Here is a 25,539-nt window from a genome sequence, read left to right as displayed (position 1 = left end):
GGCAATGAAATCACCTTATAGATTGCGGAAACCTCAAGCGGTAACCACAACGTTCCGATGGGGTTGCCGAACCTGAATTGGCGCCACTCCCTCGTTGTTGGCGAGGTGTTGCTCGGTGCGGGAACCGCGGTCGGCATCTGGTTCGGCGCCGACTATCTCGTTGGCAGGCTCTATCGCCACCTGCGCCCGGACCTGGAACGCCAGATCGGCAAGGGGCTGGGCCATCCGCTGCAACTGGGCCCCTATCAGGGTTTGCGACCCTGGGGACTGGCCATCGGGCCGAGCCGGGTTGAGGCCGGTCCCGCCGATAACTCCACGGCCGCAGCCCAGGGCCTTGGGGTAGCGATCGCCCCCTGGGCCAGCCTTGTTCAGGGGTTGCCCGTGGTCCAGCTGGCCGTGCAGGGCGGCAGCCTTGAGCTGGAACCCAACCGCCAGGGCCAGTTCTGGGTGTTCAGCGGCGTCAAGGGACAAGCCCCCCCCCGGCTGGCCCTGCGGGTGCGGCTCGTCGATCCTGCCAGCGTCGCGGTCAAGCCGCTCAACCTGAAGCTGCGGGTGGACGGTGGCCTCAGCGTCGCCCTCCACCGCAGCGCGATCACCTGGTCGGGAGCAGCCCTGTTGCCGCCCGAAGGCCGCTTTGCGCTGCAAGGTGACGCCAACTGGGACACAGGCAATGTCCGCCTCAACCTCGGTGTCAAGCGCCAGCCATTGGCGGGTCTGGTCTCCTTGCTGCCGAACACCAGGGGCACCAGCGCCAGCGGTTGGCTGGATGGCCGCCTGCACCTGAGCCGCAGCGACGGTCGCAACAGCTGCAATGGCGCCCTGAACCTCAACGGCCTTGGGCTGGAAGACGAACTCCTGCCAGGCCCATTGAAGATCGAACGCCTCGCGCTGCGCTGCTCCGGAGAGCGCCTCAATCTGAGCAGGACCCCCTGGCAAATGGCGAACTGGCAGGGGGTCCTCAACGGCAGGCTGGAGCTGGAGCGTTGGTTTGACTTTCGCCTCACCGCCGAGGACCCCAAACGCGGGGACCAACTCGCTTTCGACCTGCGCGGCCCCTGGCGCCAGCCCCGGCTGGAGATCGCCGGGCAAATTCCGCTCGGGCGCGGAACCCCGACCAGCCCGGAGCCCTTGCGTTTCCGCGGCCAGGTTCTGGCCGACTGGCGCCAGTCGCTGACGCTGCGGCTGGCTGAGCTTCAGCTCAACTCGGGACGCTCGGAACTGCTCCTCGCTGGACCGTTGTGGCCCCGCCTCAACCTCGATAGCCGGGCCTTGGGCGTGCATCCTTCGCTGTGGGAGTCGGCGCCATGGCTGGAATCCCTGCTCGGCGAGGAGCAATGGCTGAGCGGCCGTCTCAGTCTCAGCGGCCCCTGGAGCGAGCCCGTGCTGCGCAGTTCTCTGGCCCAGGCCGGGCGGCCCCTGCTGGAGATCGAGGCCCGCCGCACGGTCCCGCCGGGCTCAGGGCCGCTGGGCACGATCAGCGCCAGCTTGCGGGCTCCAAATGGGCTGAGCGTGAACCAGACGACCGTGCTCGGCCCGGCCCGGGCCAGCCTGGCCTGGAGAGGCAACCTGTTGCGTCTCACGGAGCTTCAGAGCCCTGAGCTGAGCGCCAGCGGGTCCCTGCCCTTGCGCTGGCAGAAGCGGCGAGGGCTGGTGGCAGGCAACCTGGACCTGGCCTTCGCGGCGCCGCCGTTTGCGCTGCAGCGACTCAGCCCCCTGCTCGGGGTTGAGCTCGAAGGCGATCTCGCCGCCAGCGGCAGCTTGCGTGGTCCGCTCGCAGACCTGCGTCCTGATGTCCAGCTCACGCTGCGCAATCCCGGTGGCGGGCCGCTCTCGCTCAAGGAAACCTGGCGGGGGTCGCTCACGGCCAACGTCGGCGCGGGAAGCAGCCTGCGCATGCGAGCCCAGGGCCCGGCACCGCCAGGCGAGCTGCGTGCCCGCCTCTCAGCGAACTGGTTGCCGCAACAGGTGGTGTTGGAGCGACGCGAAGGGCAGTTGCGACTGGTCGGCAGCCCCCAGCGCTACCAATGGGTGGCGGAGCAGTTTCCCTTCGACGGACTCGCGGTGGAGGTCGGGCCCAGGGCGCGCCCCACACCGATCGGCGGACGGCTGAGTGGCCAGGGCAGCCTCGATTTCCAACCGCTGGCGGCCAGCGGCTCGCTCACGATTGAGCGTCCCATGGTGCTGGAGCTGCTGGGCAAGGAACTCACGGCCAGCGGCGGAATCCGCGAGCGGTTGTTCCAGCTCAAGGGTCGCTTTGAGCCGCTGGAGGGCGGTTTGGTGACCTACACCACCAGTGGACAGACCAATGGAGCTCTTCGCGCCCAGCTGGAGGGTCGCCGGCTGCCACTGGAGATGTTCAGCCAACTGGTGGGGAGCTGGCCGTTGACCCAGGGGGCGAGTCCGCTGCCCAGGGGCCGGGCCGAGGATCTGGGCACCGTGCTGATTGAAACGTTCGGGGAATCGATCGACACCCAGCTCAGGGCCCTGCAACTGGCCAAAGACCGCCTTGCCGCCTTCCAGGTGACTCCAGAGGAATCGGCCCCGATGCGTCTGCAGGATCTGCGCGGCCTGGTCGATGCCGATCTCACGCTTGCTGGTCCAACGATCGGGCAGCTTCGCCTCGATCTGGCCGCCAAGGGGCATCTCTGGCAGAGGGGCGCCGACAAAGATAAGGCGCTGGGACTTGAGCCTCTGGTGGTGACGATCCAGGGGCCCCTCAGCGGTGGTCAGGGTTCCTTTGGCTTCGATGGCCTGTCGCTCAGCCTGCTGGCTCTCTTCACCCCCGTGCCGGCCAGCTTGCGCGGCGTTCTCTCATTGAAGGGTCAGTACCAGCTCGGTGATGAGGAGCCCAGCTTCTCGACCACCATCGCGCTGCGCGAGGGCTTCTTGAATGACACCCCGCTGAACCTGGAACAGGGGGAATTGTCGCTGGCGGGCAACAACCTGAATGTCCAGGGTGCCCTGCGCGGTGGCGGCGCTGAAAACAGCGTCGATCTGATCGCTGAGGTGCCCCTGGATCCGGAGGCCGAGGGCTTGCGCTTGCGGCTATCGAGTCGGGGCGATGGCCTGCGCTTTCTCAATGGACTGATCGCGGGCGAGACGATCTGGCAGAAAGGCAGCGCTGACCTGGAAGTGCTCGTGCGCGGCAGCCTCAGCCAGCCAGTGGCCAACGGCTTCCTGCGCTTCCGCGAGGGCGAACTCGCTCTGGGCGGCCAGGAGGTGCGAGAGCTCGAAGCAACGATCCTGTTCGATTTCGAAGAGCTGCTAGTCCAGGAGTTCAGCGCTCGCGTGGGTGAAAAGGGCACGATCAAGGCTGGCGGCGGTTTGGGCCTCACCGAGGTCACAGCTCAGCGCAATCCCCTGGTTGTGGAGATCAGCCAGGCCCGCATCCGTGTCCCCCGACTCGAAGCCGACATCGATGGCGAGCTGGGAATCGGCGGCAGCCTGCTCAAGCCCTTGCTGGGCGGCGAGCTGCAGGTCAGCAAGGGAAGCATCAATGCTCAGCCTGGTGGCCTGGGCCGCAGCGATGCCAATGGCATGGTCGAGCCGGTGGCGGTCCAGCAGCTGGTGGAGGAGAAGTGGGACTTCCAACAGCCCTTGGTGTTGTTCGGTCCCGAGGTGGAAACAACGACCGGCCTGGCGTTGCGGCAGGCGATTCCCAATTTCTCCTATGTGCGCCTGAACGACCTGCGGCTCAGCTTCGGCCCCGATCTGCTGGTGGTTGCTCCACCCGTGGCCACCTTCAAGACGGGCGGATTGCTCACCCTCAACGGCCCAATCGACAGAACCCTCTCGGCCAGGGGCGTGGTGCGGCTGCTGAGCGGAAGACTGAGTTTCTTCACCACCAATTTCACCCTCGATCCCGACGCGCCGAACGTGGCGGTGTTCACCCCGTCCCAGGGGCTGGTGCCCTTCCTGGACATCGCTCTGCGCACCCGCATCTCCAACACCTTGAACACTGGCAGTGATCGCAGCGCGCTCACGGATCTCTCGCTGCGCGGTGATTTCACCACCCTTGACCAGCTCAACTTGGTTCGCGTCGTGCTCAAGGTGAGCGGCCCGGCCGATCGGATCGGTGAGTCGTTCGAGCTGCGCAGCAACCCGCCCATCTCCGAGCAGCGACTGGTGGCCCTGATCGGTGGCAATACCGTGGCGGGGCTCAGCGGCGGCAATGCCGGTGCGGCCCTGGCCACGGTGGTTGGCCAGACGCTGCTCTCGCCGTTGTTGAGCAGCCTCACCGATGCCCTCGGTCAGCGGATCAGCTTCGCGATCTATCCCACCTTCGTCACCCCGTCGGTCAACGAAGATTCTGAGGAAACAGACCAGTCTGTTCCGAGCCAGTTGGTGCTGGGCACTGAACTGGGTCTGGACCTCAGCGACCGCTTCAACTTCTCGGTGCTGGCCGCCCCGAACCGCAGCGACATCCCCCCCGAGCTCACCCTCCGCTACCAGGCCACCGACAACATCGGCCTCCAGGGCACGTTCGACACCGAAGGCCGCTGGCAGACCCGGCTGCAACTGTTCTTCCGCTTCTGATGGACTCCCCACCCCAACTGATCGGTGTCGACATCGGCGGCACGGCGATCAAGCTGGCCCGCTTTAGCTCCAGCGGCACCTGCCTGGCGGAGCTGCATTGGCCCACACCTCAGCCGGCCCTGCCTGGGGCCTTGACCACGGCCCTGGTGGAGGCGATCAGCGTCCTCGACCCGCAACGCCAGGCGGCGCTTGTGGGCGTGGGGCTGCCCGGCCCAATGGATCGCGCCAGCCGGGTGGCCCGGCTCTGCATCAACCTGCCGGGCTGGCGTGAGGTGCCGTTGGCCGCCTGGCTGGAGCCCCTGCTGAAACGGCGGGTCACGCTGGTCAACGACGGCAATGCCGCCACCGTGGGGGAAGCCTGGGCCGGCGCCGCCCGGGGTTACGCCAACGTGCTGCTGCTCACCCTGGGTACGGGAGTGGGAGGTGGGCTGCTGCTGGGCGGGAGCTTGTTCACCGGCCATGGTGGCGCCGCCTGCGAACCCGGCCTGATCGGGCTGGACCCGGCTGGGCCTCCCTGCAACAGCGGCAATCGGGGCTCCATGGAACAGTACTGCAGCATCAGCGGCCTCGGCCGGCTCAGCCCGCTTGATCCCGCCGAACTCTGCCGCCGCGCCGATGCGGGTGGGGTCGAAGCCCTGGCCATCTGGGCGGAATATGGGCGCCTGCTGGGAGTGGGGATCAGCTCGCTGATCTACGTGCTCACCCCGGAACTGGTCTTGCTCGGCGGTGGCCTCAGCGGCGCCAGCCACCACTTTCTGCCGGCCCTCTGGCGCGAAGTGGAGGAGCGGGTGCTGCCTGAAAGTCGTGAGGGCCTCCAGATCCGGCGCTGCGCCCTGGGCAATGGGGCCGGCCGGCTGGGAGCGGCGAAACTCGCCCTCGACCGACTGGGATGATGGTGCCCCTCTGTTCCTGAATCCATTCCCGATTCCGTCCCAGGATCCGTCCCCGAACCGAGCGCCGATCTGTTGCAACGGGCCGGTGCCGTGCGCGCAGCGGCGATGGCCCTGGCCCAGACAAGCGATAGCCAACGGCAGCAGGCCCTTGAGGCCATGGCTGGCGCCCTGGAGGAAGATGGCGAGGCGATCGTGGCGGCTAACCGGGCTGATCTGGCGGCCGCCGCGCACGACCAGCTGGCCACCGCGTTGCTGGGGCGGCTCAAGCTCGATGCCACCAAGCTCGCGGCCGCCATCGCCGGGCTGCGCCAGGTGGCGGCCCTGGCCGATCCGCTCGGCTGCCGGCAGCTGCACACCGAACTCGATGAAGGCCTGATCCTTGAGCGGGTGAGCGTGCCGCTGGGGGTGGTCGGGGTGATCTTTGAGGCGCGGCCCGATGCGGTGATCCAGATCGCCGCCCTGGCGATCCGCTCCGGCAACGGCGCCATCCTTAAAGGAGGGCGTGAGGCCAGCCGCAGTTGCCAGGCGATTGCGGCGGCGCTCCGCAGGGGCCTGGCTGGCACGGCTGTGGCGCCAGGCAGCCTGGCCCTGCTCACCTCGCGCCAGGAAAGCCTGGGATTGCTCAAGCTCGACGGCCTGGTGGATCTGATCATTCCGCGCGGCTCGAATGCCCTGGTGCAGTTCATCCAGGACCACACCCGCATCCCCGTGCTCGGCCATGCCGATGGGATCTGCCATCAATACGTGGATCGTGAGGTGAACCTCGATCAGGCGCTGCGCATTGCGATCGACAGTAAGACCCAGTACCCGGCAGCCTGCAATGCGACCGAAACCCTGCTGGTTCACCAGGAGGTGGCTGCCGCCTTCCTGGAGCGGGCGATCCCGGCCTTCACTGCCGCCGGCGTGGAGCTGCGCGGCGATCCAGCCGCCTGTGCCCTCGGTGTGGCCAAGGCCGCCAGCGCAGCCGATTGGTCGACGGAATATTCGGGGCTGGTGCTGGCGGTGAAGGTGGTGGCCAGCCTGGAGGAGGCGATGGCGCACATCGCCCGCTACGGCTCCCGGCACACCGAGCTGATCTGTACCACCAACACCGACACCGCCGAGTGCTTCCTGCGCACAGTGGACAGTGCCGGGGTGTTTCACAACTGCTCCAGCCGCTTCGCCGATGGCTTCCGCTACGGCTTCGGCGCTGAGCTCGGCATCAGCACCCAGACCATGCCGCCGCGGGGCCCTGTGGGTCTGGAGGGCCTGATCACCTACCGCTACCGGCTGCGTGGCCACGGCCAGATCGCCGCCGATTACAGCGCCGAGAGTGGCGCCGATGCTGGCAAGCTGCGTCAGTTCCGCCATCGCCCCCTGCCGCTTTGAACGCTGGGAGCCCCTGGGGGACGGATGCGATCCATATGCGCGGGCTGCGGCTCTGGGCCCATGTGGGCGTACTGGAAGAAGAGCGGCAACTGGGTCAGTGGTTCGAGCTGGCTTTCAGCCTCTGGCACGACCTGCAACCAGCCGGCCGCAGCGACGATCTCAGCCTCAGCCTGGATTACGCCCTGGGGATCCAGGCGCTGCAGGCGCAGGCCCGTGAGCTGCGCTGCCTCACGCTGGAGCACTACGCCGAGCTGGTGATGGACCGACTGGAGCAGCTCTACGGGCCGGTGCCCCTGCGGGTGGAGATCTGCAAATGCCAGGCGCCGGTGCAGGGCTTTGGGGGGCTTGTGAGCGTGGAGCGCTGGCGCCATTGGCCTGATCCACACTGATGGCTGCCAATCCGATGCCTGCCACTCCACTGGCCGCCTACCCGCCCCTGGTGCTGGTTCATGGCCTCTGGGACACGCCACGCCTGTTCAACCGGCTGCGTGACGCCCTGGCCGGTGAGCGCGACCCGCTACTGATTCCCTATCTGCACCACCGGCTCGGAGCCACCCGGATGGGGCCTCTGGCTGAACGCCTGGGCGAGGCGATCGAGGCGGCCTTCGGGCCTACCGAGCCGATCGACCTGCTGGGTTTCTCCATGGGCGGTGTGATTGGCCGCACCTGGATTCAGGAGCTGGGGGGGCACAGGCGCACCCGCCGCTTTTTCTGTGTGGCCAGCCCCCAGCAGGGCACGCCCCTGGCCCAGATCTGTCCATCCTGGCTGCTGGGTGGAATCGCCGAACTCAAACTGGGCAGCCCGCTGCTGCACAGGCTCAATGCCGATCTCCGTGCCCTCGAAGCGGTCGACTGCCGCAGCTTCTATACCCCTACCGACCAGATCGTGGTGCCGGGCTGGCGGGGGGTGCTGCCTGTGGGGCCCCGCACGGCTCTGCCGCCGATGACCCACCAGGGCATCCTCAGCGATCAGCGCGGCCTGGCCGCGTTACGCCAGGCCCTGCTTTCAGACTGATTCATTCGGGCTGATTGGTTCAGACCGCGCTAGTCGCCAGGCCGGAGTGGCGGATCAGGGCTTCGGGGCTGGGCGGGCGGCCGCGGAAACGCTCGAACACCTCCTGGGGACTGCGGCTGCCGCCAAGGCTCAGCACCGTGTCGCGGAAGCGGCGACCGGTGGCGATGATTTCGGCCTCGTTCTCCAGCCCCACCTCCTCAAAGGCACTGAATGCATCGGCGCTGAGCACTTCGGCCCATTTGTAGGAGTAGTACCCGGCGGCATAACCGCCCGCGAAGATGTGCCCGAAGGAGCAGAGCAGGGCATCTTCCTCGATCAGCGGCAGCACCGTGGTGGTGGTGGCGATCTGGCGACGCAGCTGGGCCGGTGTGACGCCAGCCTCCGGCTGCCAGAGGCTGTGCAGCCGCAGGTCCACCAAGGCCAGGTGCACCTGACGCAAGGTGGCTGCTCCGGCCATGAAGGTGCGGGCCGCCAGCAGCTTGGCGAAGCTGTCGGCTGGCAAGGGATCGCCGGTCTGCCAGTGGCGGGCCATGCCCAGCAGGGTGGCCCGGTCGTAGCACCAGTTCTCCATGAACTGGCTGGGCAGTTCCACCGCATCCCACTCCACGTGGTTGATGCCGGCGGCCTCGGGCCGCTCCACGGTGGTGAGCATGTGCTGCAGCCCGTGGCCGAATTCATGGAAGAGAGTTTCCACCTCCTCGAAGGTCATCAGGCTGGGCGTGCTGCCCACCGGTGGGCTCTGGTTGCAGATCAGGTAGGCCACCGGCAAGACCGGCGTGCCAGCTGAATCGAGCGAACGGCCCAGGCAGTCGTCCATCCAGGCACCGCCCCGCTTGCTGCCCGGGCGGCTGTAGGGGTCGAGGTAGAAGGCCGCGATCGGCGCTGCGCTGGCGGCATCGATCACGCGAAAAAAGCGCACATCCGGATGCCAGATCGGCGCTTCGCCGTCGGCGGGCACGATCTGGATACCGAACAGACGGCCGCAGAGGGCGAAGAGGCCGTCGAGCACCCGGGGCAGCGGGAACCAGGGCCGCAGGGCTTCGCTGTCGAGATCGAAGCGCTCCTTGCGTAACACCTCGGCCCAGAACGGCAGATCCCAGGGCTGGGAATCGGTAGCCTCCGGGGCGCCGTGACGGTCCGCGCAGGCTTGAAGGTCGGCCAGCTCGGTCTCGGCGATCGGCAAGGCCGCCGCACGCAGGTCTTCAAGCAGGACCTCCACCGCCTCCACCGAGCCGGCCATCTTCTTCGAGAGGCTGAGATCGGCCCAATGGGGGAAACCAAGGCGGCGGGACTGCTCAGCGCGGAGCGTGAGGATGCGGCTGATCAGGGGCTGGTTGTCGCGTTCGCCGCTGGAGGCCCGACCCACATGGGCCTTGTAGGCCAGAGCCCGCAGGTCACGGCGACGGCTGTATTTCAGAAACGGCCCGTAGCGGGGCATGTCGAGGCCCAACAGCCAGGGCCCCACCGTCGGGTCACTGGATCCGGCCGCCTGGGCCAGCTGATCCAGCACGCTGGACGGCAGGCCCTCCACCTCATCCGCTGTGGTCAGGCGCAACGTCCACTGGTTGGTGGCATCAAGCACGTGGTTGCCGAAATCACTGGAGAGGTGAGCGAGTTCCTCACTGGCCTTGTTGAAGGCTGTCTGCTCACCGTCGCTGAGGCCCACACCGCGCAGCCGCATCGTGCGCAGCTCGGCGCTGAGAATCCGTTGCTGGGTGGCATCGAGCTCACCGGCTTCACCGGGCCCCGCTTGCTTGTGCTGGCTCTGCAGTTTTTCAAGGGCCCGGTAAATCGCCTGGCTCTGGCCGGCCCGGTTGCTGAAGGCCACCACGGCCGCCTGCTGGCTCTGGTGGGCCTCACGCAGCTCCGGGCTGTTGCACACGCCCACCAGATGGCTCACCACTCCCCAGCTCCAGCGCAGCTGCTCGCCGAGATGGTGCAGGGGCTGCATCACCGCCTCCCAGCCCAGGATCTCGCCGCTGGCCCCAGCCCGCTCCAGATCTGTGTTGAGGTTGGCTTCCAGGGCTGTGAGCGCTGAGCCGAGCTGATCAAGAAGCAGGGGAATCTGGCTGCTCACCTGCTCGGCGGTGATCGCTTCGAAGGCCGGCAGACCGGAGCCTGCCATCAAGGGCGAGGACTGCAGCGGGGACGCAATCACGTTGGCGCTCATCAGCGGATCAATGGCTCTGAGCCCATTTCAGCCGATCCGCCACGCCGGCGTGGGCTCAACCCAGGGCGGGAAGCCGGCTGAGGGCGATCACGCTTTGGTTGGCCACGGTCTGGGCCAGGGCCGTGGTGCTGGCGCCATAGAAGTCGATCGCCAGGCGGGGCCAGAAGCCGATGGCCAGGGTGGGCACGAGCAACACCAGGCCGATCACCAGTTCGCGCGGTCGCATGTCGCCCAGCACCGCCAACGCCGGGATCCTCGGGCCAAAGAACACGCGCCGGCACATCGAGAGCAAATACACCGGTGTGAGCACCAGGCCGATCGCCGCCAGCAGCACCGTGACGATGCGGAAGCTGGTGGTGAAGCCTTCGTTACTGGTGACACCGAGGAACACCGTGATCTCACTGACAAAACCGCTCATGCCCGGCAGGGCCAGGGAGGCAAGCGAGCTGGCCAGGAAGAAGGCAAAGGTGATCGGCAGCACCTTGGCCAAGCCGCCCATGTTCGGGATCGAGAGGGTCTTGGTGCGCTCGTAGAACACGCCGGTGACGAAGAACATCGAAGCGGCGATCAGCCCGTGGCTGATCATCTGCAACATCGCGCCGCTCATGCCGAGGCTGTTGATCGCGCCGATGCCGAGCAACACGAAGCCCATGTGACTCACCGAACTGCAAGCGATCCGTCGCTTGACGTTGTCCTGGGCAAAGGCGTTGAGGGCGCCATAAATGATGTTGACGATGCCGAGCACGATCAGGGCCGGGGCGAGCCGCAGATGCACCTCCGGCAGCATCTGTACGTTGAAGCGCAGCAGGGCATAGCCGCCCATCTTCAGCAGCACGCCGGCCAGCAACATCGACACAGGCGCACTGGCCTCACCGTGGGCATCGGGCAGCCAGGTGTGCAGCGGAAAGATCGGCAACTTGACGCCGAAACCCACCAGAAAACCGAGGTAACAGAGCAGACCAAAGCTGCCGCCGTAGGAGCGGCTGCTCAGCTCAGCGAGATTCAAGGTGAAGCTGTCACCGCCGAGGGCCAGGGCCAGGCCGCTGATCAGAATCAACAGCGAGGCGGTGGCGGTGTAGAGGATGAACTTGGTGGCGGCGTACTGGCGCTGGGCCCCGCCCCAGATCGCGATCAGCAAGTACACCGGCACCAGCTCCAGTTCCCAGGCCAGGAAGAAGAGCAGAAAGTCCTGGGAGAGGAACACCAGCGACTGGGCCGAGGCCTGCAGCAGCAGCAGGCCGAAGTAGAGGTTGGTCTTGCTGTTCACATTCCAGCTGGCCGCCACCGCCAGCAGGGTGACCAGGCCACTGAGCACCACCAGCGGCGCCGAGAGGCCATCGGCGGCCAACGACCACTCCAGGCCCAGGAACGGCACCCAGGGCACCCGCTCCACCAGCTGCAGGGCGCTGCTGCCGCCATCGAAGCGCTGGCTGAAAACCCAGAGCATCAGCAGCAGATCGGCCAGCAGCACCACCAAGGCCACCGTGCGTGGGCCGCGAGGGTCCGTGCCATCACCCGGCAAAAGGGGGAGCAGCAGGGCGCCGGCGGCCGGCAGCAGGGCGATCAGGCTGAGCCAGGGGAACTCCGTGGTGAGCCGGCTTGTGGCCGAAAGGAGCAGGGGGGCGTCCATGGCAGCCAACAAGGGATCCGGTGTCACCGGTGACCCGGCGGTGGCGAATTTATCAGTTGGGTAGAACTACTCAGGGCGATCTTCCATGGCCTGCCAGCGGCTGCCGTGGTGCTGAAGCTCGAGCACTTCGGCCCGTGAGGCGACGCCTTCCTTCTCCCAGGCCTCCACCATGGCGCGCCCAACTTGAGCGGCCTTGTCCGCGGTGCTCAGGGCCATCAGACTTGGGCCGGCTCCACTGATCACACACCCCCAGGCGCCACTCGCCAGGGCCGCCGCATGCACGGCCCGTCCCCCTTGGATCAGACCCCAGCGGTAGGGCTCGTGAAGCCGGTCGTGCATGCCATCGGCGATAAGATCGCCGTTGCCGGTGCGCAACCCCTGCAGCAGCAAGGTGAGCGAGCCGAGATTGACGACGGCGTCCGTGATCGCCACGTGGCGCGGCATCACCCGCCGGGCCTCACTGGTGGGCAGACGCAGCGCCGGGATGGTGATCACCACCTTGACGGCTTCATTCCATTCGCAGCGCACCACCCGCCAGCGATTGGAGGCTGCCTTGGCGGTCAGGCAGAGCCCTCCCAGCAACGACGGCACGACGTTGTCGGGATGGCCCTCGATGTCGATGGCCAGCTCCAGCAGCTTTTCCTTGCTCAACGGCTCTCCCACCAGGGCATTGGCGCCGATCAGGCCGGCCACGATCGCCGTGGCGCTGCTGCCCAGGCCCCGAGCCGGCGGCACGGCCAGCCGCACCCGCGCTTCCAGCGCCACCGGCTCCTCGCCGGCCTCCTTCCAGACCCGCTGGGCAGAACGGTAGACGAGGTTGTCAGGTCCCCCGCGCAGGTGGGAGCCCTCACTGCCATCGATCAGCAGATCGAAGCGCTCGCCATCTCCTTCGATGCAGCGCAACACGAAGCGATTGTTCAGGGCCAAGGCAGCGCCAAGGCAATCAAACCCCGGCCCGAGATTCGCCGTGGTGGCGGGAACATTCACCTCGACTGCCTGGCCGAGTCGCGGCCGCACCATGTTGTCTGCACTGCTGGCCACAGTGTCCCACTTGCCCGATCATGGGTTGAATAAAGGGCTTGCCGTGTCGTGCCCCCCCGCCAACATTCGCGCCCGACAGGCGGCGCTGAACAGCCCGGCGCCCGGGTCAACGATGGCCCTCAGTGGAATGGCTTCAAGCACCGGCGAGAGGCGCCCTTTGGCGCTGAACGGCTGCAGGAAGGCCGGCGAGCGCAGGCGATGCAACAGTTTGGCGGCGGTGCCACCACCCACCCAGAGGCCACCCCGGCAAAGGCAGTGCAGGGCCAGATCACCGGCCACGCTGCCATAGGCCCCCAGCCAGAGGCTGAGCGCTTCTGCGGCCATGGGATCGCCGTCGGCGGCGGCCGCTGACACCAAAGCCGGCAGGTCCGGTCGATCGGGGCGGCCATCCCGTTCAGCGGCCGCCCAGGCCAGGGCTGGCTCAGCCAGGGAATGGGAATCGGCGCTGGGGGCTTCCGTCAGCATCCAGCGGAACAGATGGCCGAGGCCGGTGCCGCTCACCACCCGCTCCACCGAGAGGCGATCGAGGCGAAGGTCGTCTTGAAGCCATTGCTTGAGCCGCCATTCGGCGCTCAGGCGAGGGGCGAATTCGGCGTGCGCCGCCTCGCTGGCCATGGCGATCAGGCCGGACGGCCCAGGCACGCCGATCGCGGTGCCCAGCCCAGTGCCGGCACCGAGCACCGCCACGGGTGCACTGAGCAGCGGCTCCTTAGCCGGCAAAGGCCGCAGGGCCTGCTGCTGATCGGCGGCTAGATGGGGCAGGCCATACACGAGCACGGCGAAATCGTTGACAAGCTCCAAGCAGTCCAGGCCGCAGGCAGCCGCCAACTGCTGCTGATCCAGCTGCCAGGGAAGATTGGTCACCTTCACCTGGCCGCCGATCACCGGACCGGCGACGGCAAAACAGCCATGGCTGGGCGTTTCTGTCTGCAGGGGATCAGCGGCAAGGAAGTGGGCCACCATGGCGGCGAAATCGGGCCAGGCCTGGGAGGGATAGCGCTCCTGGCGCAGCGGCAGCAGCTGCCCGTCCGAGAGCCGGTAGGTGGCCAGAAGGGTTTTGGTGCCGCCGATGTCGCCGGCGAGAAGCAGGGTCATGGGCTGGGAAGGTTGAGGCCGGCGGCGCGCTGCTGATTGGCGGCGGCGGCGGCGCTGAGCAATTCGGCAACGGCCACAGTGCCGAGGTCACCGTCGCGGCGGCTGCGCAGGCTCACGCTCCCCCCTTCAGCTTCCTTGGCCCCGATCACCGCGAGCAGGGGGATTTTCTGCTGTTCGCCCTGGCGGATCAGCTTGCCGAGCCGTTCGCCGCTGCGATCGAGGCTGGAGCGCACGCCAGCGGCCCGCAGCTTGCTCTGCAGATCGGCTGCAAACTCAAGCGCCCCATCGCTGACAGGCAGCAAGCGGATCTGCTCAGGTGCCAGCCAGAACGGGAAGTCACCGGCGTAGTTCTCCACCATGATCGCGAAGAAACGCTCCAGCGAGCCAAAGATGGCGCGGTGAATCATGATCGGACGTTGGCGACTGCCGTCGGCGGCCACGTACTCCAGATCGAAACGCTCGGGCAGGTTGAAGTCGAGCTGGATCGTGGAACACTGCCAGAGACGGCCGATGGCATCTTCGATCTTGATGTCGATCTTGGGGCCGTAGAAGGCGCCGCCACCTTCATCCACTGTGTAAGCCCAGCCCTTGCGCTCGAGCGCGTCGATCAGGCCCCGGGTGGCCAGCTCCCAGACGCCGTCCTCGCCAATTGATTTTTCTGGGCGGGTGGAGAGGTTGATCTCGTAGGTGTTGAAATCGAAGGTGGAGAGGATCTGCTCGGTGAGGTTGAGAACGCCGAGGATCTCGTCGCCAATCTGATCGGGCAGACAGAAGATGTGGGCGTCGTCCTGGGTGAAGCCCCGCACCCGCATCAGCCCGTGCATCACGCCGGGGCGTTCGTAACGATACACAGTGCCCAGTTCAGCCCAGCGGATCGGCAACTCGCGGTAGGAGCGCAGCCGGCTGGCATAGGTGAGCACGTGGAACGGACAGTTCATCGGCTTGAGCTGGAACTGGCGCTCATCCACCTGCATCGGCCCGAACATGCTCTCGCTGTAGAAGTCGAGATGGCCGGAGGTTTGCCAGAGGCTGAGATCGGCCACATGGGGGGTGTAGAGGAGCTCGTAATCGGCCGCAAAGTGGGCTTCGCGCCAGAACTCCTCGATCAGCAGGCGGATGCGGGCGCCACGGGGATGCCAGAACACCAAACCAGCCCCGGCCTCATCTTCGATCGAAAAGAGATCCAGATCGATGCCGAGACGACGGTGATCCCGGCGCAGGGCCTCCTGCTTACGGCGCCGGTATTCGGCCAATTGCTCAGGTGTTTCCCAGGCCGTGCCGTAGATCCGCTGCAACTGGGCGTTGTTTTCATCGCCCCGCCAATAGGCGCCAGCCACACTCTCGAGGTCGAAGGCTTTGCCGTTCAACTCGCCGGTGTTGGCCACATGCGGACCAGCGCAGAGATCCCACCAGCCTTCGCCGAGTGTGTACAGGGTGATCGGCTCAACCAAGCCGGCGAGGATCTCGAGCTTGTACGGCTCGTTCTGGGCCCTGATGCGCGCTTCAGCGTCACCCCGGCTCAGCTCGATCCGCTCCAGCGGCAGTCGACGGGCAATGATTTTGCCCATCTCCTTTTTGATCGCCTTGAGATCAGCCTCCGTGAAGGGCTCGGGGTGGTCGAAGTCGTAGTAGAAGCCGGTTTCAGTCCAAGGGCCGATCGTGACCTTCGCCTCAGGGAAGAGCGTCTGCACCGCCAGGGCCAGCACGTGGCTCATCGAGTGGCGAATGCGCAGCAGCTGGGGGCTCTGGCTGGTTTTGGGGAGGTCGATCGGAGCAGAGGCCGGCTGGGTCTGCGCGCCTGGCAGCGACGGTGCGGGCACGAGCAAAGCCTTGAAGGGGTTTGAATCCTATTGTCGCAACCGATCCGGCACCGCTTCCCCGGCTCCCGACTGCCTCAATCGAGTTTGCCCTTATCACGGCTGCCTGAATCCCGATCCATCGGCCTGGGCTATCTGTTCTGGGCCGCCTCCCTGCTGGGAATCTGCGGGTTACAGCGTTTTTATCTGCGCAAACCCGTCAGCGGAGCGCTGTGGTTGTTCACGCTGGGCTGGTGCGGGATCGGTCAGCTGGTTGATCTTTTTCTTCTGCCCTCGATGGTGGAGCAGGCCAACATGCCGCTGCGCCTGGCTGAGGCTCTGCAGAGCAAGCAGGAAAGCGAGCACCCATCCCTCGAGAAACAACTGTTGCTTTTGGCCCGCTCACGGCGTCTGGAGGGGTTCACGATCAATGACGCCATCTTGAACCTCCAGACCGGCAACAATCAGAGCAGCGAAGCGGTCCGCAGCGAAATCGAACGGCTGCTGCATGCCCATCTACTTGATGTCGGCAACGACGCCCAGGGCCGGGTGGTGTATCGCGAGCCCTAAGCCGCCAGGCCGGCATCACGGCGCCTGGTTTCCAGCATCCGCTGGTGGAAAAGGCGCAGAGCTGAGGCGGTTTTGGCCGGCTGCCCGTAGGCGCTGGCTCCGTTGACCATCGGGAAGGAGGCCCATTCGCGCGAAAGTTTGTCGAGGGTGCGATCGCAAAGCACGCCACGATCAATCGCTGCCAAGGCGCCGCGCCGCTCCACCAAATCGAGGGCGGCCTGATCCTGGCTGGCAGGTCCAAACCCCGACAGGCCAAGGCGGCTCTGTGCCGCACGCCAGGTGGCAGGCAGAAATTGATAGGCGCCAGCAGCGGCGCTGGCGTAGCGCCTGACCACAACGACATCGGGGTGGCGGGCCATGCTCTGGAAGCGGCCACCGCCGTAGAGGGTGAGGTAGCCCGAAACGCTGCCACCGTTCCAGGTGCCCTCCGCATAGCGAATCGTGTCCAGCGCAGCCCGGCGCTCCGGTGTGATCCGGTAAAGCCCCGGTCCTTTGACAACTGCATCCACCGGGGAGGTCACGGCGGGAGCTCTTGCTGGGATTGGATCCGGCGGCGGAGCCATGGCAGTCGTCCTCGCGGATGTCGCGGCCAGGCAGAGCAAAGGAAACCCCATCAGCAGACCCACCTGGGTCAGGGGAAGGAGGGGTGCTGGCCGCTCAAGCCTGAAACGCATCGGCTGTATTGATTAAGAACTGCCATGAGATTGTGCTTTTCGCTACGGATCCCTGGCAAGAGCTGGCCGACCGCCCTTGACAAGGGTGCGTAGAAATGCTGATCCGGTAAATTGGCTAGCTACAGAGGCTTCCGCTGCCGGGCTGCCACAGGAAACGATCAGATCAACTGATCAAAAAGCTGGGGTGGATCAGTCTCTGAGCGGGACACCTGCCAGGCTGTTGGACGGAATTCATCGCTCCAGAGCCAGCCGCTTCAGCGCGCTGCCAGAAAACCCAGCGCCTTGCGCACCCGCTCCAGCGTCGCCCCAGCCACCGCCGAGGCGCGCTCCCGCCCATCGCGTAAGACCGCCTCAAGAGCGCTGGGATCGGCGCGGATCGCGCCATAGCGTTCTTGTAAAGGCCGCAGGGCTTCGACCGCCGCTTCGGCCAGCAGGGGTTTGAACTGGCCCCAGCCCATGGCCTCGCACTCCAGCGCCGCCTGCTCGCGGCTGCGGTTGCTGAGCAAGGCATAGAGCCCAAGCAGATTGTCAGCCTCAGGGCGCTCAGGATTGCCGAACTCCAGCCCCATGGCCGGGTCGGTCTTGGCCCGCTTGATCTTCTTGGTGATCAGTTCCGGTGGATCGAGCAGGTTGAGGCGGGAGCCCTCATTGGGGTCGCTCTTGCTCATTTTGCTGCGTCCATCGCCGAGGCTCATCACCCGGGCACCCTCGGCGAGGATCATCGGCTCTGGCACCTTCAGCAAGGGCTGATCGGCTGGCGCAAAGCGGGCGTTCACGCGCTGCTGGGCGATGTTGCGGGCCAGCTCCAGGTGCTGTTTCTGGTCTTCCCCCACCGGCACTAGGTCAGCGTCATAGAGAAGGATGTCGGCGGCCATCAGCACCGGGTAATCGAGCAGCCCCACCGAGACGCTGTCGCCCTGCTTGATGGCCTTCTCCTTGAACTGGATCATCCGCTCCAGCCAGTTCAACGGCGTCAGGCAGTTGAGCAACCAGGTGAGCTCGGCGTGGGCAGCCACCTGGCTTTGAACGAAGACGGTGGAGCGCTGCGGATCGATTCCACAGGCCAGGTAGAGAGCTGCGGTGCGCAACGTCGACTCCGCCAGCTCGGCTGGATCGTGGGGGACCGTGATGGCGTGGAGATCAACCACACAAAAAAACGGCTCGTGGCTCTCCTGCAGGGCCACCCAGTTGCGGATGGCCCCCAGCCAGTTGCCCAGATGCAAGGCGCCGCTGGGTTGAACCCCGGAGAGAACCCTGGGGCGATCACTCACGGTTGGGTGTCGCCGCTGTCGGGATCAGCGGCAGGTTCGAGCGACGGTTCAATCGTCACCGGCAAGGGGCCTTCCGTTGCTGGATCGGGCTCGTTGCCACCTACTTGGTGCAGGGAGGGATCGAGCAGGGGCGCCACCTCCACCAACGGCGTGTCGTCGACCGGGGCTGGCGGGGCCGGTTGGGGCCGGCTGGGTCGGGCAAACGGATCGGAGCGGCTGGGGTTCCGCTCGCCAGAGCGAACGATCCCGCGCCCTTCTCCACGTCCTTCACCGCGCCCTTCACGACGGCCGTCACCGCGGCCCTCGCTGCGGCCCTCCAGGCGCCGCACACTGCTGGCTTCCCGGGACGGTTCCGGACGGTCGCCAGCTTGGGCCCGGTGCTGGGCGAGCAGCTCATCGAGCTTGCCCAGCTCCAGCAATTGGGCCACGGTGCGGATCGAGAAACCAAGGGCCGCCACAGGGGTGCGCAGCTGGAATGTCTCTTGGATCAGCTGGGCAGCCCGTTGTTCGTTGTCACTCAGGCGGATCCGGTAGCCACCGGTCTCCCTGTTGCCATCGCGGCCACCCTCTCGATTGCCGTCCCTGCCGCCACCCTGACCGCGGACCCGCTCACGGCGCCCTTCGCGAGGCTCCTTACGAGCCGGCTCCCCGGAAGCCAGAGCCTCAGCTGCCGCCTGAGGTTCTGGCGTTCCCAGAGGCTCAGCAATGACCTCGGTCTCGGGCGTCCCGGACTGCTCCTGCGAAGCCTGAGAAATGGCTGTGTCGTTCTGACTGCTGTTGCTCTGATCCGTGTTGCCCTGATCCGTGCTGTTTTGATCGGCCATTGCCGGAGCCCTTCAATCCAGGGCAAGTTTGCCCCATCAGGCGTTCCCTCTCCCGGCCATCCAGTGCAGCTGGTGTGACTCCCTCGGCCGCCCGCGCGCGAGCACCAGCAGGGGCAAGGGCCGATCGCCCGGACGCTCAAACAGCCCTCGATAGGTGGCCAGGAAGGCCAGGTAGTCAGCCAGCGTCCAACCGTGACGGCCGTCGTCCTGGGCCTGCCAATAACGCTGCAGGGCTTGTTGGCAGGCCTGTTGGCCAAATTCCTGCCAACACAGTGATTCCGCCAGTACAGACTCCACCCCTTGCTGCCGCAGGGTCCGGAAGCGCACCAACTCCGGAGCTGCCGCCGTGCTGTCTGGGGGCAGAACCGTGGTCAGGGTTTCGAGTGGCACAACAGCGAGCCGCAACCAACAGCGATTCAGCACCAATACCGGCAGCTGGCCATGCCAATGCTGTTGCTGCTGTTGCTGCTGCCACTGAGATTCCAGCAGGTCAGCCTGCCGGAGCGTCAGAGACAGGCCCAGCTCCCGCGTCAGCTCAACCATGGGTGCCACGGAAGGTGATCTCGGCACTGGCATATTCCCTGGGCTCGAGGTGAATGGTGCAGCGCACCGGGCCGAAGCGAGCCTCCAGGTGCTCTTCGACCAGTTCCGTGACCCGATGGGCGGTGGGTAGATCGTTGGCCGCCACCACCATGTGCATGTCGATGAACACCTGCTGACCAATCACGCCTCGGCTGGCGATGTCATGGCAGTTGAGCACTCCTGGCACCGCCATAGCCACCGAGTGGATCGCTTCTGGCGCGATGGCGATCTGATCCACCAGCCAGGGCAAGTTGCTGCGCAACACCTGCCAGCAGGCCCGCACAAGCAGCAGGGCCAATGGGACCGCCACCGCCAGATCCAGCCAGTTCAGACCCAGCCAGAGCGCGCCACTGAGGCCGACCAACACCATCGCGGTGGTCCAGATGTCGCTGGTGGTGTGCATGGCATCGGCCAGCAGCAGACGGCTCTGTAGCCGCTGACCCTCCCGTCGTTCGTAGAACGCCAGCGCCAGATTGCCGCAGAGCGCCAGCAGAACCAGGCCCAGCTCAACGGGGGTGATGCGCAGCGGACCAATGCCATTGATCAGGCGTTGGGCTGCGGTTTGGAGGATTTCGAAGGCGGCAAACAGGATGAATGCCGCGATCGCCAAGGCACCGACGCCTTCATATTTATGGTGTCCGTAAGGATGGTCACGGTCTGGCCTGGGATCGGACAGACCGTTGGCGATCAGACCCAACAGGCTGGAGAGGCCATCGGTGGCGCTGTGCATCGCATCGGCCAGCAGGGCCAGGGAGCCGCTCAGCAGGCCGACCGCCAGTTTCAGCAGACTCATGGCGATGTTCACCGCCAGGGCGATCAGCAGAACCCTCTGAACGGGCCCCCGGTTGTCACTGCCGAGGGCGGCCCGAGCGGCTTGGGACGGGATGACGTTTCCAGCGGAGGCTTCCCATCTAATTTATGGAGGCTCTGGGATGATTGGTTGAGCTGAGCTAGAGATGCTCACCTCAGCCGGAGCCGCCACCGGCGCCGCTGCCCGACTGTTTTGCCCAATCCCTTTGCCCAATCCCATGGTCCCTGATCCCAGGGGTATCCCCTGGCTGCCGATCGCGGCCACTGGGCTGCGCCGCCTGGCTCTTCCAGCCGGGGCGCTGTTGGCGGGAGGCTGGGTTCTCGGCGACGCCCTGCATTTGCCCCTGCCCACCGCCCTCGCCGCAGCGGCGATGACAGGGGGCTGGTGGTGGTTGAGCCGCCCACGGCGTCCTGTCAGCCCCAAATTGCCGACATCCCTGGAGGGCTGGTACAGCCGCTGTGACGCCCTGCTGCTTCAGTTCGACAAGCTGGCCGTTGCAGGCGGGCTGACCGGCGAGGCCAGAGCCCTGGCCCAGGAGAAGCGCATCCAGCAGCTGGAGCTGCTGCGGCAGCGGCAGCAACGGACCAATCTCGAGCTGGGCGTGGTGGGGTTAACCCCGCCGCCCGCTTCGATGCAACCGGCCCTGCTGGCAGCCCTGCGCGGCGCCCTGCCCCTGACCCTGCACTGGGGCCATCCCCTTCCCTCCACCAGCCCCGACTGGCAGTGGCCCCAAGCCCTTGAGCAGTGCGACCTGCTGCTCTACGGCCTGACGCCACCCCTGCGGGGCGCCGACCTGCGCTGGCTGGGCAGCCTGCCGCAGCAGCAAGCGGTCTGGTTGCTGGTGGACGCCCAGCCGTCGGCGGCGCAATCCCTCCAAGACCTGGAGCTAGAACTCCGCTCCCAACTGCCCGAGCCTTTGGGCGAGCGGCTGCTGTTCTGGCAGGGCGAGGCCGAGGGACTGGGCCAAGCAACCGCGCCACTCCAACCCGTGCTGCATGGCGGTGGGCGGCAGCGCCTGATCGACACCGACCGGCGCTGCCTTGCCTCGCTGCATGACGCCTGGCAAACCGAACTTGAGGCTCTGCGGCGGCAAGCCTTGCGGCCGCTGCTGCAGCGCACCCAGTGGACCGTGGCAGGCGCCGTGCTCATCGCCCCGCTGCCCAGCCTGGATCTGTTGGTGCTGGCCGCTGCCAACGGCCTGATGCTGCGGGAGATGGCCCGCCTCTGGAACTGCCCCTGGGATGCCGATCAACTGCGCGACGCCGCCATGGAGCTGGCCAAGGCCGCCCTGGCCCTGGGCGTCGCCGAGTGGAGCAGCCAGGGTTTGATGGCCTTGATGCGACTGGAGGCTTCCACCTGGTTGGTGAGCGGCGCGCTCCAGGCGCTCAGTGCCGCCTACCTCACCCGGGTGGTGGCCCACGCGATGGCCGATGTGCTGGCCCTCAGCAGCGGCGTGCCCCAGGCCGATCTTCAGCAGCTGCGCCTGCAGGCCCCCCTGCTCGTGGCCAAAGCTGCAGCAGCAGAACAACTCGATTGGCCGGCGTTCCTGCGCCAGGCCAAGGACTGGGTGCTCTCCGGTCCTGGCTCCAGGGGAAACAGTCCAGGCCTGGATCAGCGCCAGCTACCGGCTTGATTCATCCATCTTCATGAACACTTGATGAACATGTTCATGAACATTATTTTCCAGGCGACACGAATCATGGAGTGATCCCAGAGGCCAAAGTCTTGATGACTAGCCTGTCATTCATCTTCGTCCTCATTCCTCCAATGACAACGGCTGTTCGCAGCGGACGTTCCGCCTCTTGGGAAAGGTTCTGTCAGTGGGTCACCTCCACCGACAACCGCCTCTACGTGGGCTGGTTCGGTGTGCTGATGATTCCCTGCCTCCTGGCAGCCACGAGCTGCTTCATCATTGCTTTCATTGCCGCGCCGCCTGTCGACATCGACGGCATCCGTGAGCCTGTGGCGGGCTCTTTGATGTACGGCAACAACATCATCTCCGGTGCTGTCGTTCCCTCCAGTAACGCCATCGGCCTGCACTTCTACCCGATCTGGGAAGCCGCCAGCCTCGATGAGTGGCTTTACAACGGCGGTCCTTACCAGCTGATCATTTTCCACTTCCTGATCGGTATTTCGGCCTACATGGGCCGTCAGTGGGAGCTCAGCTACCGGCTGGGCATGCGTCCCTGGATCTTTGTCGCCTACAGCGCGCCGCTTTCGGCCGCCTTCGCCGTCTTCCTGATCTATCCCTTCGGCCAGGGTTCGTTTTCTGACGCCATGCCCCTTGGCATCTCAGGCACCTTCAACTTCATGCTGGTCTTCCAGGCGGAGCACAACATCCTGATGCACCCCTTTCACATGCTCGGTGTGATCGGTGTGTTTGGCGGTTCGCTGTTCTCGGCCATGCACGGTTCGCTTGTCACCAGTTCGCTGGTACGGGAAACCACCGAAAGCGAGAGCCTGAATTACGGCTACAAGTTCGGCCAGGAAGAGGAGACCTACAACATCGTGGCGGCCCACGGTTATTTCGGCCGCCTGATCTTCCAGTACGCCTCCTTCAACAACAGCCGCAGCCTGCACTTCCTGCTCGCCGCCTGGCCGGTGGTGGGGATCTGGTTCACGTCCCTGGGCGTCAGCACGATGGCCTTCAACCTCAACGGCTTCAACTTCAACCAGTCGGTGCTCGATTCCCAGGGCCGGGTGTTGAACACCTGGGCCGACGTGCTCAACCGCGCCAACCTCGGTTTCGAGGTGATGCACGAACGCAACGCCCACAACTTCCCGCTTGATCTGGCCCTGAGCGAATCCAGGCCCGTGGCTCTGATCGGCTGATCCGTTATTCGTTCAGGCCTTTTGCCGGCTTTCTCAGGTGTTCACTGCCACCATTTAGCCCCCTCCCTGGAGGGGGCTTTTTGATAGGGTCGCACAATCTCTTCATCTCACAGCAACGTTGCGTTGGGCTGACGATCTCCCCCATGACTGAATGGCCCAGCGGCCTTACTCCTCGCGGGCCTCAAGCATTTCGTCAGTGGTTTCAGTCAGGGCGAGTGAGAACAGCGTGAGTGATGGCAAGTGAGTGATGCGGTCGCCGACCAGCGCTGGCCCTGGTGGCCTCTGCTGCCGCTTTATCCCTACGGCCGACGGCGCACCTTGGTGCGGGAGCTGGTTCCAGGCCTGGTGTGGGGTTTCGAGCAGCTGCAGGGGCTGTTCTATGTGGCCGTGCCGATCCGGATGACGGTGGTGCGGCTGCGCGAAGGCCTGCTCCTCTACGCCCCGGTTGCTGCCACCGCTGAAGTGATCCAGGAACTTCGGAGCCTTGAGGCTCGCCACGGTCCGGTGGTCACGATCGTGCTGCCGACCAGCTCCGGGCTGGAGCACAAGCTGCCGGTACCGGCCATGGCCAGGGCTTTCCCCCGTGCCCAGGTCTGGGTCAGTCCCAAGCAGTGGAGCTTCCCACTCTCTTTGCCCCTGGACTGGCTGGGTTTCCCGGCGGATCGCACACGGGTGTTATTTGAGGACGGCGTGCCCCATGGCGATGCACTGTCCTGGCACCCCCTGGGTCCTGTGAATTTGGGCATCGGCACCTTCTTGGAGGTTGCCGTGTTCCACCGCAGCAGTGGCGCCCTGCTCGTAACCGATGCGCTCGTGGCTATTGCCCCTGATCCACCGCAGCTGTTTGACGCTGATCCAAGGCCCCTGCTGTTTCACGCACGGGAGAGGGGTGATGAACAACTCCAGGACACAGCCGAACGGCGGCGACGGGGCTGGTGGCGCATGGTCCTGTTCGCGTCCTATTTCCGGCCGGAGTTCCTACAGGTTTTGCCTTTGGCAGAGGCGTTGGCTCTGTCCTGCCGAGTCGGCGTACGGCAGGCCGAGGCTTATTTCGGGATCTATCCGTTTCGCTGGCTGCCTGGCTGGGAGGCCGACTTCGAGGCGTTGCTTCGCGGGGGCCAACCCCATCTGCAGATCGCCCCAGTGCTGGAGAGGCTGGTCTTTCCCCGATCCAAGGAGCTTCTGTTGGGCTGGATCCGTGAGCTGGCGGGGATCGACTCCCTGGCCTGGATCATTCCCGCCCACTACACGGCCCCGGTCCACTGCACCAGCCAAGATCTCTGTAACTTTGCTGGCGAACTCGAAACACGTGATTGGGCCTGCTCGGAAGGGTCCTGGCGGTTCTTAGCTGGCCTGGACAACAACTTGCTGCGCTGGAGAATCATCCCCAGGTCTGTTCAGAACTAGGACCAGCCCCTCAGAGCTTCAGTTCGCCGGGATCGGCATCACTGCCCCCTTCGCCGAACAGGGTGGTTTCGAGCTCCATCCGCTGCTCCATTTGGCGCAGGAAGTAACCGGTCATCATCGCCGAAGCGAGCAATCCAGCCAGATTATCCCGGCTGGCTTGAATCTTCACCTCGAACTGCTCGCTGGGGATCATCCCAAGCAGGCCTTGCACGTTGTGGCGGATGATGTCTTGGATATCGCCACTGGCCGAACGGGCTACCCGCTGCAGCACGTCCGGGGATTGTTCCTGCAAATACTGAATCAACAAATTACTGTTGATCGCTTCACTGTCAGTGGTCAGGAACTCCGGGTTGAACATCTCCGGTGTGCTCTGCATCACGGCTTTCACCCTACCGCAGGCCGTCGGCCTCCCCTCCTGCCGGCAGGGGTGAGAACCGTATCGGTCCGAGCTGGTTGAGGGGCCAGTAGCGCAACACGGCCGTGCCGATCACGTGATCAGCAGGAAGCGGACCCCAGAGGTGGGAATCGAGGCTGGCATTGCGGTTGTCCCCCAAGACCATCAGATGTCCCGGGGGCACCACCAGCGGCGGTAGGTCGTAAGCGATCGGCACCTGGCGCCAGGTCTCAACTACGGGGGTCCCATTGCGGATCAACGCGCCGCCACGCACTTCGATCCGATCACCTGCCCCGCCGACCACCCGCTTGATGAGGGCGGCTTTGGGGTCGTAGCCGGCTTCGAGCAAGGGGTCTGGCGGCCTGAATACCACGATGGTTCCTACCGGCAGGGGGGCTGGCAGATGGGGCCGAACCTTCTCCACCAGGATCCGATCGTTCAGCTGCAGGGTCGGCAGCATCGAGCCCGAGGGAATCCAGCGGGGTTCGATCACCGCCCAGCGCAGCGTCACCGCCAGCAGAACCCAGAGCAAAAGGCCAAGCCAGGGCCGGGTGTTCGGTTGGCCCCCTGGGCCAGTGGCAGGAGCAGGCGCTGGGGCGAGGTCCGGTGCTGGGGCGCTCATTTCAGGGT

At 65.8% G+C, this 25,539-nt stretch carries 21 protein-coding genes; 9 read left to right on the top strand and 12 right to left on the bottom strand.

Going from position 1 to position 25,539, the window contains the following annotated elements:
• Positions 1-63: 63 nt before the first annotated feature.
• The 5 genes from ACXMDM_RS10210 (at position 64) to ACXMDM_RS10190 (ending at position 7,812) form a co-directional block, all read left to right on the top strand.
• Positions 64-4,536 (top strand): translocation/assembly module TamB, encoded by a 4,473-nt coding sequence (locus tag ACXMDM_RS10210; protein ID WP_499569544.1) that lies wholly within the window; start codon positions 64-66, stop codon positions 4,534-4,536.
• Positions 4,536-5,429 (top strand): ROK family protein, encoded by an 894-nt coding sequence (locus tag ACXMDM_RS10205; protein WP_259722720.1) that lies wholly within the window; start codon positions 4,536-4,538, stop codon positions 5,427-5,429. The genes ACXMDM_RS10210 and ACXMDM_RS10205 overlap by 1 nt, the downstream gene beginning before the upstream one ends.
• A 72-nt stretch (positions 5,430-5,501) precedes the next feature.
• Positions 5,502-6,797 (top strand): glutamate-5-semialdehyde dehydrogenase, encoded by a 1,296-nt coding sequence (locus ACXMDM_RS10200; protein ID WP_499569542.1) that lies wholly within the window; start codon positions 5,502-5,504, stop codon positions 6,795-6,797.
• Between the two features lie 35 nt (positions 6,798-6,832).
• Positions 6,833-7,186, top strand: a complete 354-nt coding sequence (locus ACXMDM_RS10195) for a dihydroneopterin aldolase (protein WP_259722719.1) — start codon at positions 6,833-6,835, stop codon at positions 7,184-7,186.
• A 14-nt stretch (positions 7,187-7,200) separates the two neighbouring features.
• The gene (locus ACXMDM_RS10190; RefSeq protein WP_259722718.1) at positions 7,201-7,812 is read left to right on the top strand and encodes an esterase/lipase family protein; all 612 of its coding nucleotides are present in this window, start codon (positions 7,201-7,203) and stop codon (positions 7,810-7,812) included.
• 19 nt (positions 7,813-7,831) lie between these two features.
• Here ACXMDM_RS10190 and ACXMDM_RS10185 read toward each other — a convergent pair whose 3' ends face one another.
• The 5 genes from ACXMDM_RS10185 to thrS all read right to left on the bottom strand — a co-directional run bounded on the left by ACXMDM_RS10185 (position 7,832) and on the right by thrS (position 15,463).
• Positions 7,832-9,982, bottom strand: coding sequence for a M3 family metallopeptidase (locus ACXMDM_RS10185; RefSeq protein ID WP_259722717.1), 2,151 nt, complete (start codon positions 9,980-9,982; stop codon positions 7,832-7,834).
• A gap of 55 nt (positions 9,983-10,037) precedes the next feature.
• Positions 10,038-11,612: an NAD(P)H-quinone oxidoreductase subunit 4 gene (locus ACXMDM_RS10180; protein ID WP_071801638.1), complete on the bottom strand. Its 1,575-nt coding sequence runs from the start codon at positions 11,610-11,612 to the stop codon at positions 10,038-10,040.
• Between the two features lie 66 nt (positions 11,613-11,678).
• On the bottom strand, positions 11,679-12,632 hold the full coding sequence (thrB, locus tag ACXMDM_RS10175) for a homoserine kinase (protein WP_071801637.1): 954 nt from the start codon (positions 12,630-12,632) through the stop codon (positions 11,679-11,681).
• 39 nt (positions 12,633-12,671) lie between these two features.
• On the bottom strand, positions 12,672-13,748 hold the full coding sequence (gene glk, locus ACXMDM_RS10170; RefSeq protein WP_071801636.1) for a glucokinase: 1,077 nt from the start codon (positions 13,746-13,748) through the stop codon (positions 12,672-12,674).
• Positions 13,745-15,463: a threonine--tRNA ligase gene (gene thrS / locus ACXMDM_RS10165; protein WP_233831372.1), complete on the bottom strand. Its 1,719-nt coding sequence runs from the start codon at positions 15,461-15,463 to the stop codon at positions 13,745-13,747. Before thrS ends, glk begins: the two co-directional genes overlap by 4 nt.
• 189 nt (positions 15,464-15,652) lie before the next feature.
• Between thrS and ACXMDM_RS10160 the strand changes: the two genes are divergently transcribed.
• On the top strand, positions 15,653-16,114 hold the full coding sequence (locus ACXMDM_RS10160; protein WP_205526825.1) for a TM2 domain-containing protein: 462 nt from the start codon (positions 15,653-15,655) through the stop codon (positions 16,112-16,114).
• Here the strand turns inward: ACXMDM_RS10160 and ACXMDM_RS10155 are convergent.
• From ACXMDM_RS10155 to ACXMDM_RS10135, 5 genes are all read right to left on the bottom strand, one after another.
• Positions 16,111-16,635 (bottom strand): glycoside hydrolase family 24 protein, encoded by a 525-nt coding sequence (locus ACXMDM_RS10155; protein WP_311134030.1) that lies wholly within the window; start codon positions 16,633-16,635, stop codon positions 16,111-16,113. The two genes, ACXMDM_RS10160 and ACXMDM_RS10155, sit on opposite strands and share 4 nt — an antisense overlap.
• Positions 16,636-17,042: 407 nt before the next feature.
• Positions 17,043-18,059, bottom strand: a complete 1,017-nt coding sequence (gene trpS / locus ACXMDM_RS10150) for a tryptophan--tRNA ligase (protein ID WP_071801633.1) — start codon at positions 18,057-18,059, stop codon at positions 17,043-17,045.
• Positions 18,056-18,883 (bottom strand): DUF8668 family protein, encoded by an 828-nt coding sequence (locus tag ACXMDM_RS10145; RefSeq protein ID WP_186437654.1) that lies wholly within the window; start codon positions 18,881-18,883, stop codon positions 18,056-18,058. Before ACXMDM_RS10145 ends, trpS begins: the two co-directional genes overlap by 4 nt.
• Positions 18,884-18,919: 36 nt before the next feature.
• Positions 18,920-19,426: a hypothetical protein gene (locus ACXMDM_RS10140; protein WP_071801632.1), complete on the bottom strand. Its 507-nt coding sequence runs from the start codon at positions 19,424-19,426 to the stop codon at positions 18,920-18,922.
• Complete coding sequence (locus ACXMDM_RS10135) at positions 19,419-20,258, bottom strand: cation diffusion facilitator family transporter (RefSeq protein WP_083544568.1); 840 nt, start codon at positions 20,256-20,258, stop codon at positions 19,419-19,421. The genes ACXMDM_RS10140 and ACXMDM_RS10135 overlap by 8 nt, the downstream gene beginning before the upstream one ends.
• 163 nt (positions 20,259-20,421) lie before the next feature.
• On the opposite strand from ACXMDM_RS10135, the gene ACXMDM_RS10130 reads away from it, so the two are divergent.
• The 3 genes from ACXMDM_RS10130 to ACXMDM_RS10120 all read left to right on the top strand — a co-directional run bounded on the left by ACXMDM_RS10130 (position 20,422) and on the right by ACXMDM_RS10120 (position 24,515).
• Entirely contained in the window at positions 20,422-21,909 is a 1,488-nt protein-coding gene (locus tag ACXMDM_RS10130; RefSeq protein WP_071801630.1) for a YcjF family protein, read from the top strand.
• Between the two features lie 134 nt (positions 21,910-22,043).
• On the top strand, positions 22,044-23,108 hold the full coding sequence (psbA, locus tag ACXMDM_RS10125; RefSeq protein ID WP_071801629.1) for a photosystem II q(b) protein: 1,065 nt from the start codon (positions 22,044-22,046) through the stop codon (positions 23,106-23,108).
• A gap of 240 nt (positions 23,109-23,348) precedes the next feature.
• A complete protein-coding gene (locus ACXMDM_RS10120) occupies positions 23,349-24,515 on the top strand; it encodes a DUF4336 domain-containing protein (protein ID WP_071801628.1) in 1,167 nt (388 codons plus the stop codon).
• A gap of 10 nt (positions 24,516-24,525) precedes the next feature.
• On the opposite strand, the gene ACXMDM_RS10115 is transcribed toward ACXMDM_RS10120, so the two are convergent.
• Positions 24,526-24,873, bottom strand: a complete 348-nt coding sequence (locus ACXMDM_RS10115; protein WP_071802301.1) for a DUF760 domain-containing protein — start codon at positions 24,871-24,873, stop codon at positions 24,526-24,528.
• 31 nt (positions 24,874-24,904) lie between these two features.
• A complete protein-coding gene (gene lepB, locus ACXMDM_RS10110; RefSeq protein WP_071801627.1) occupies positions 24,905-25,531 on the bottom strand; it encodes a signal peptidase I in 627 nt (208 codons plus the stop codon).
• Positions 25,532-25,539: the final 8 nt, after the last annotated feature.

The sequence above is a fragment of the Synechococcus sp. CS-603 genome, assembly GCF_977929215.1.
The sequence above is the reverse complement of the archived record's forward strand: the minus strand, read 5'-3'. Positions and strand labels throughout refer to the sequence as shown.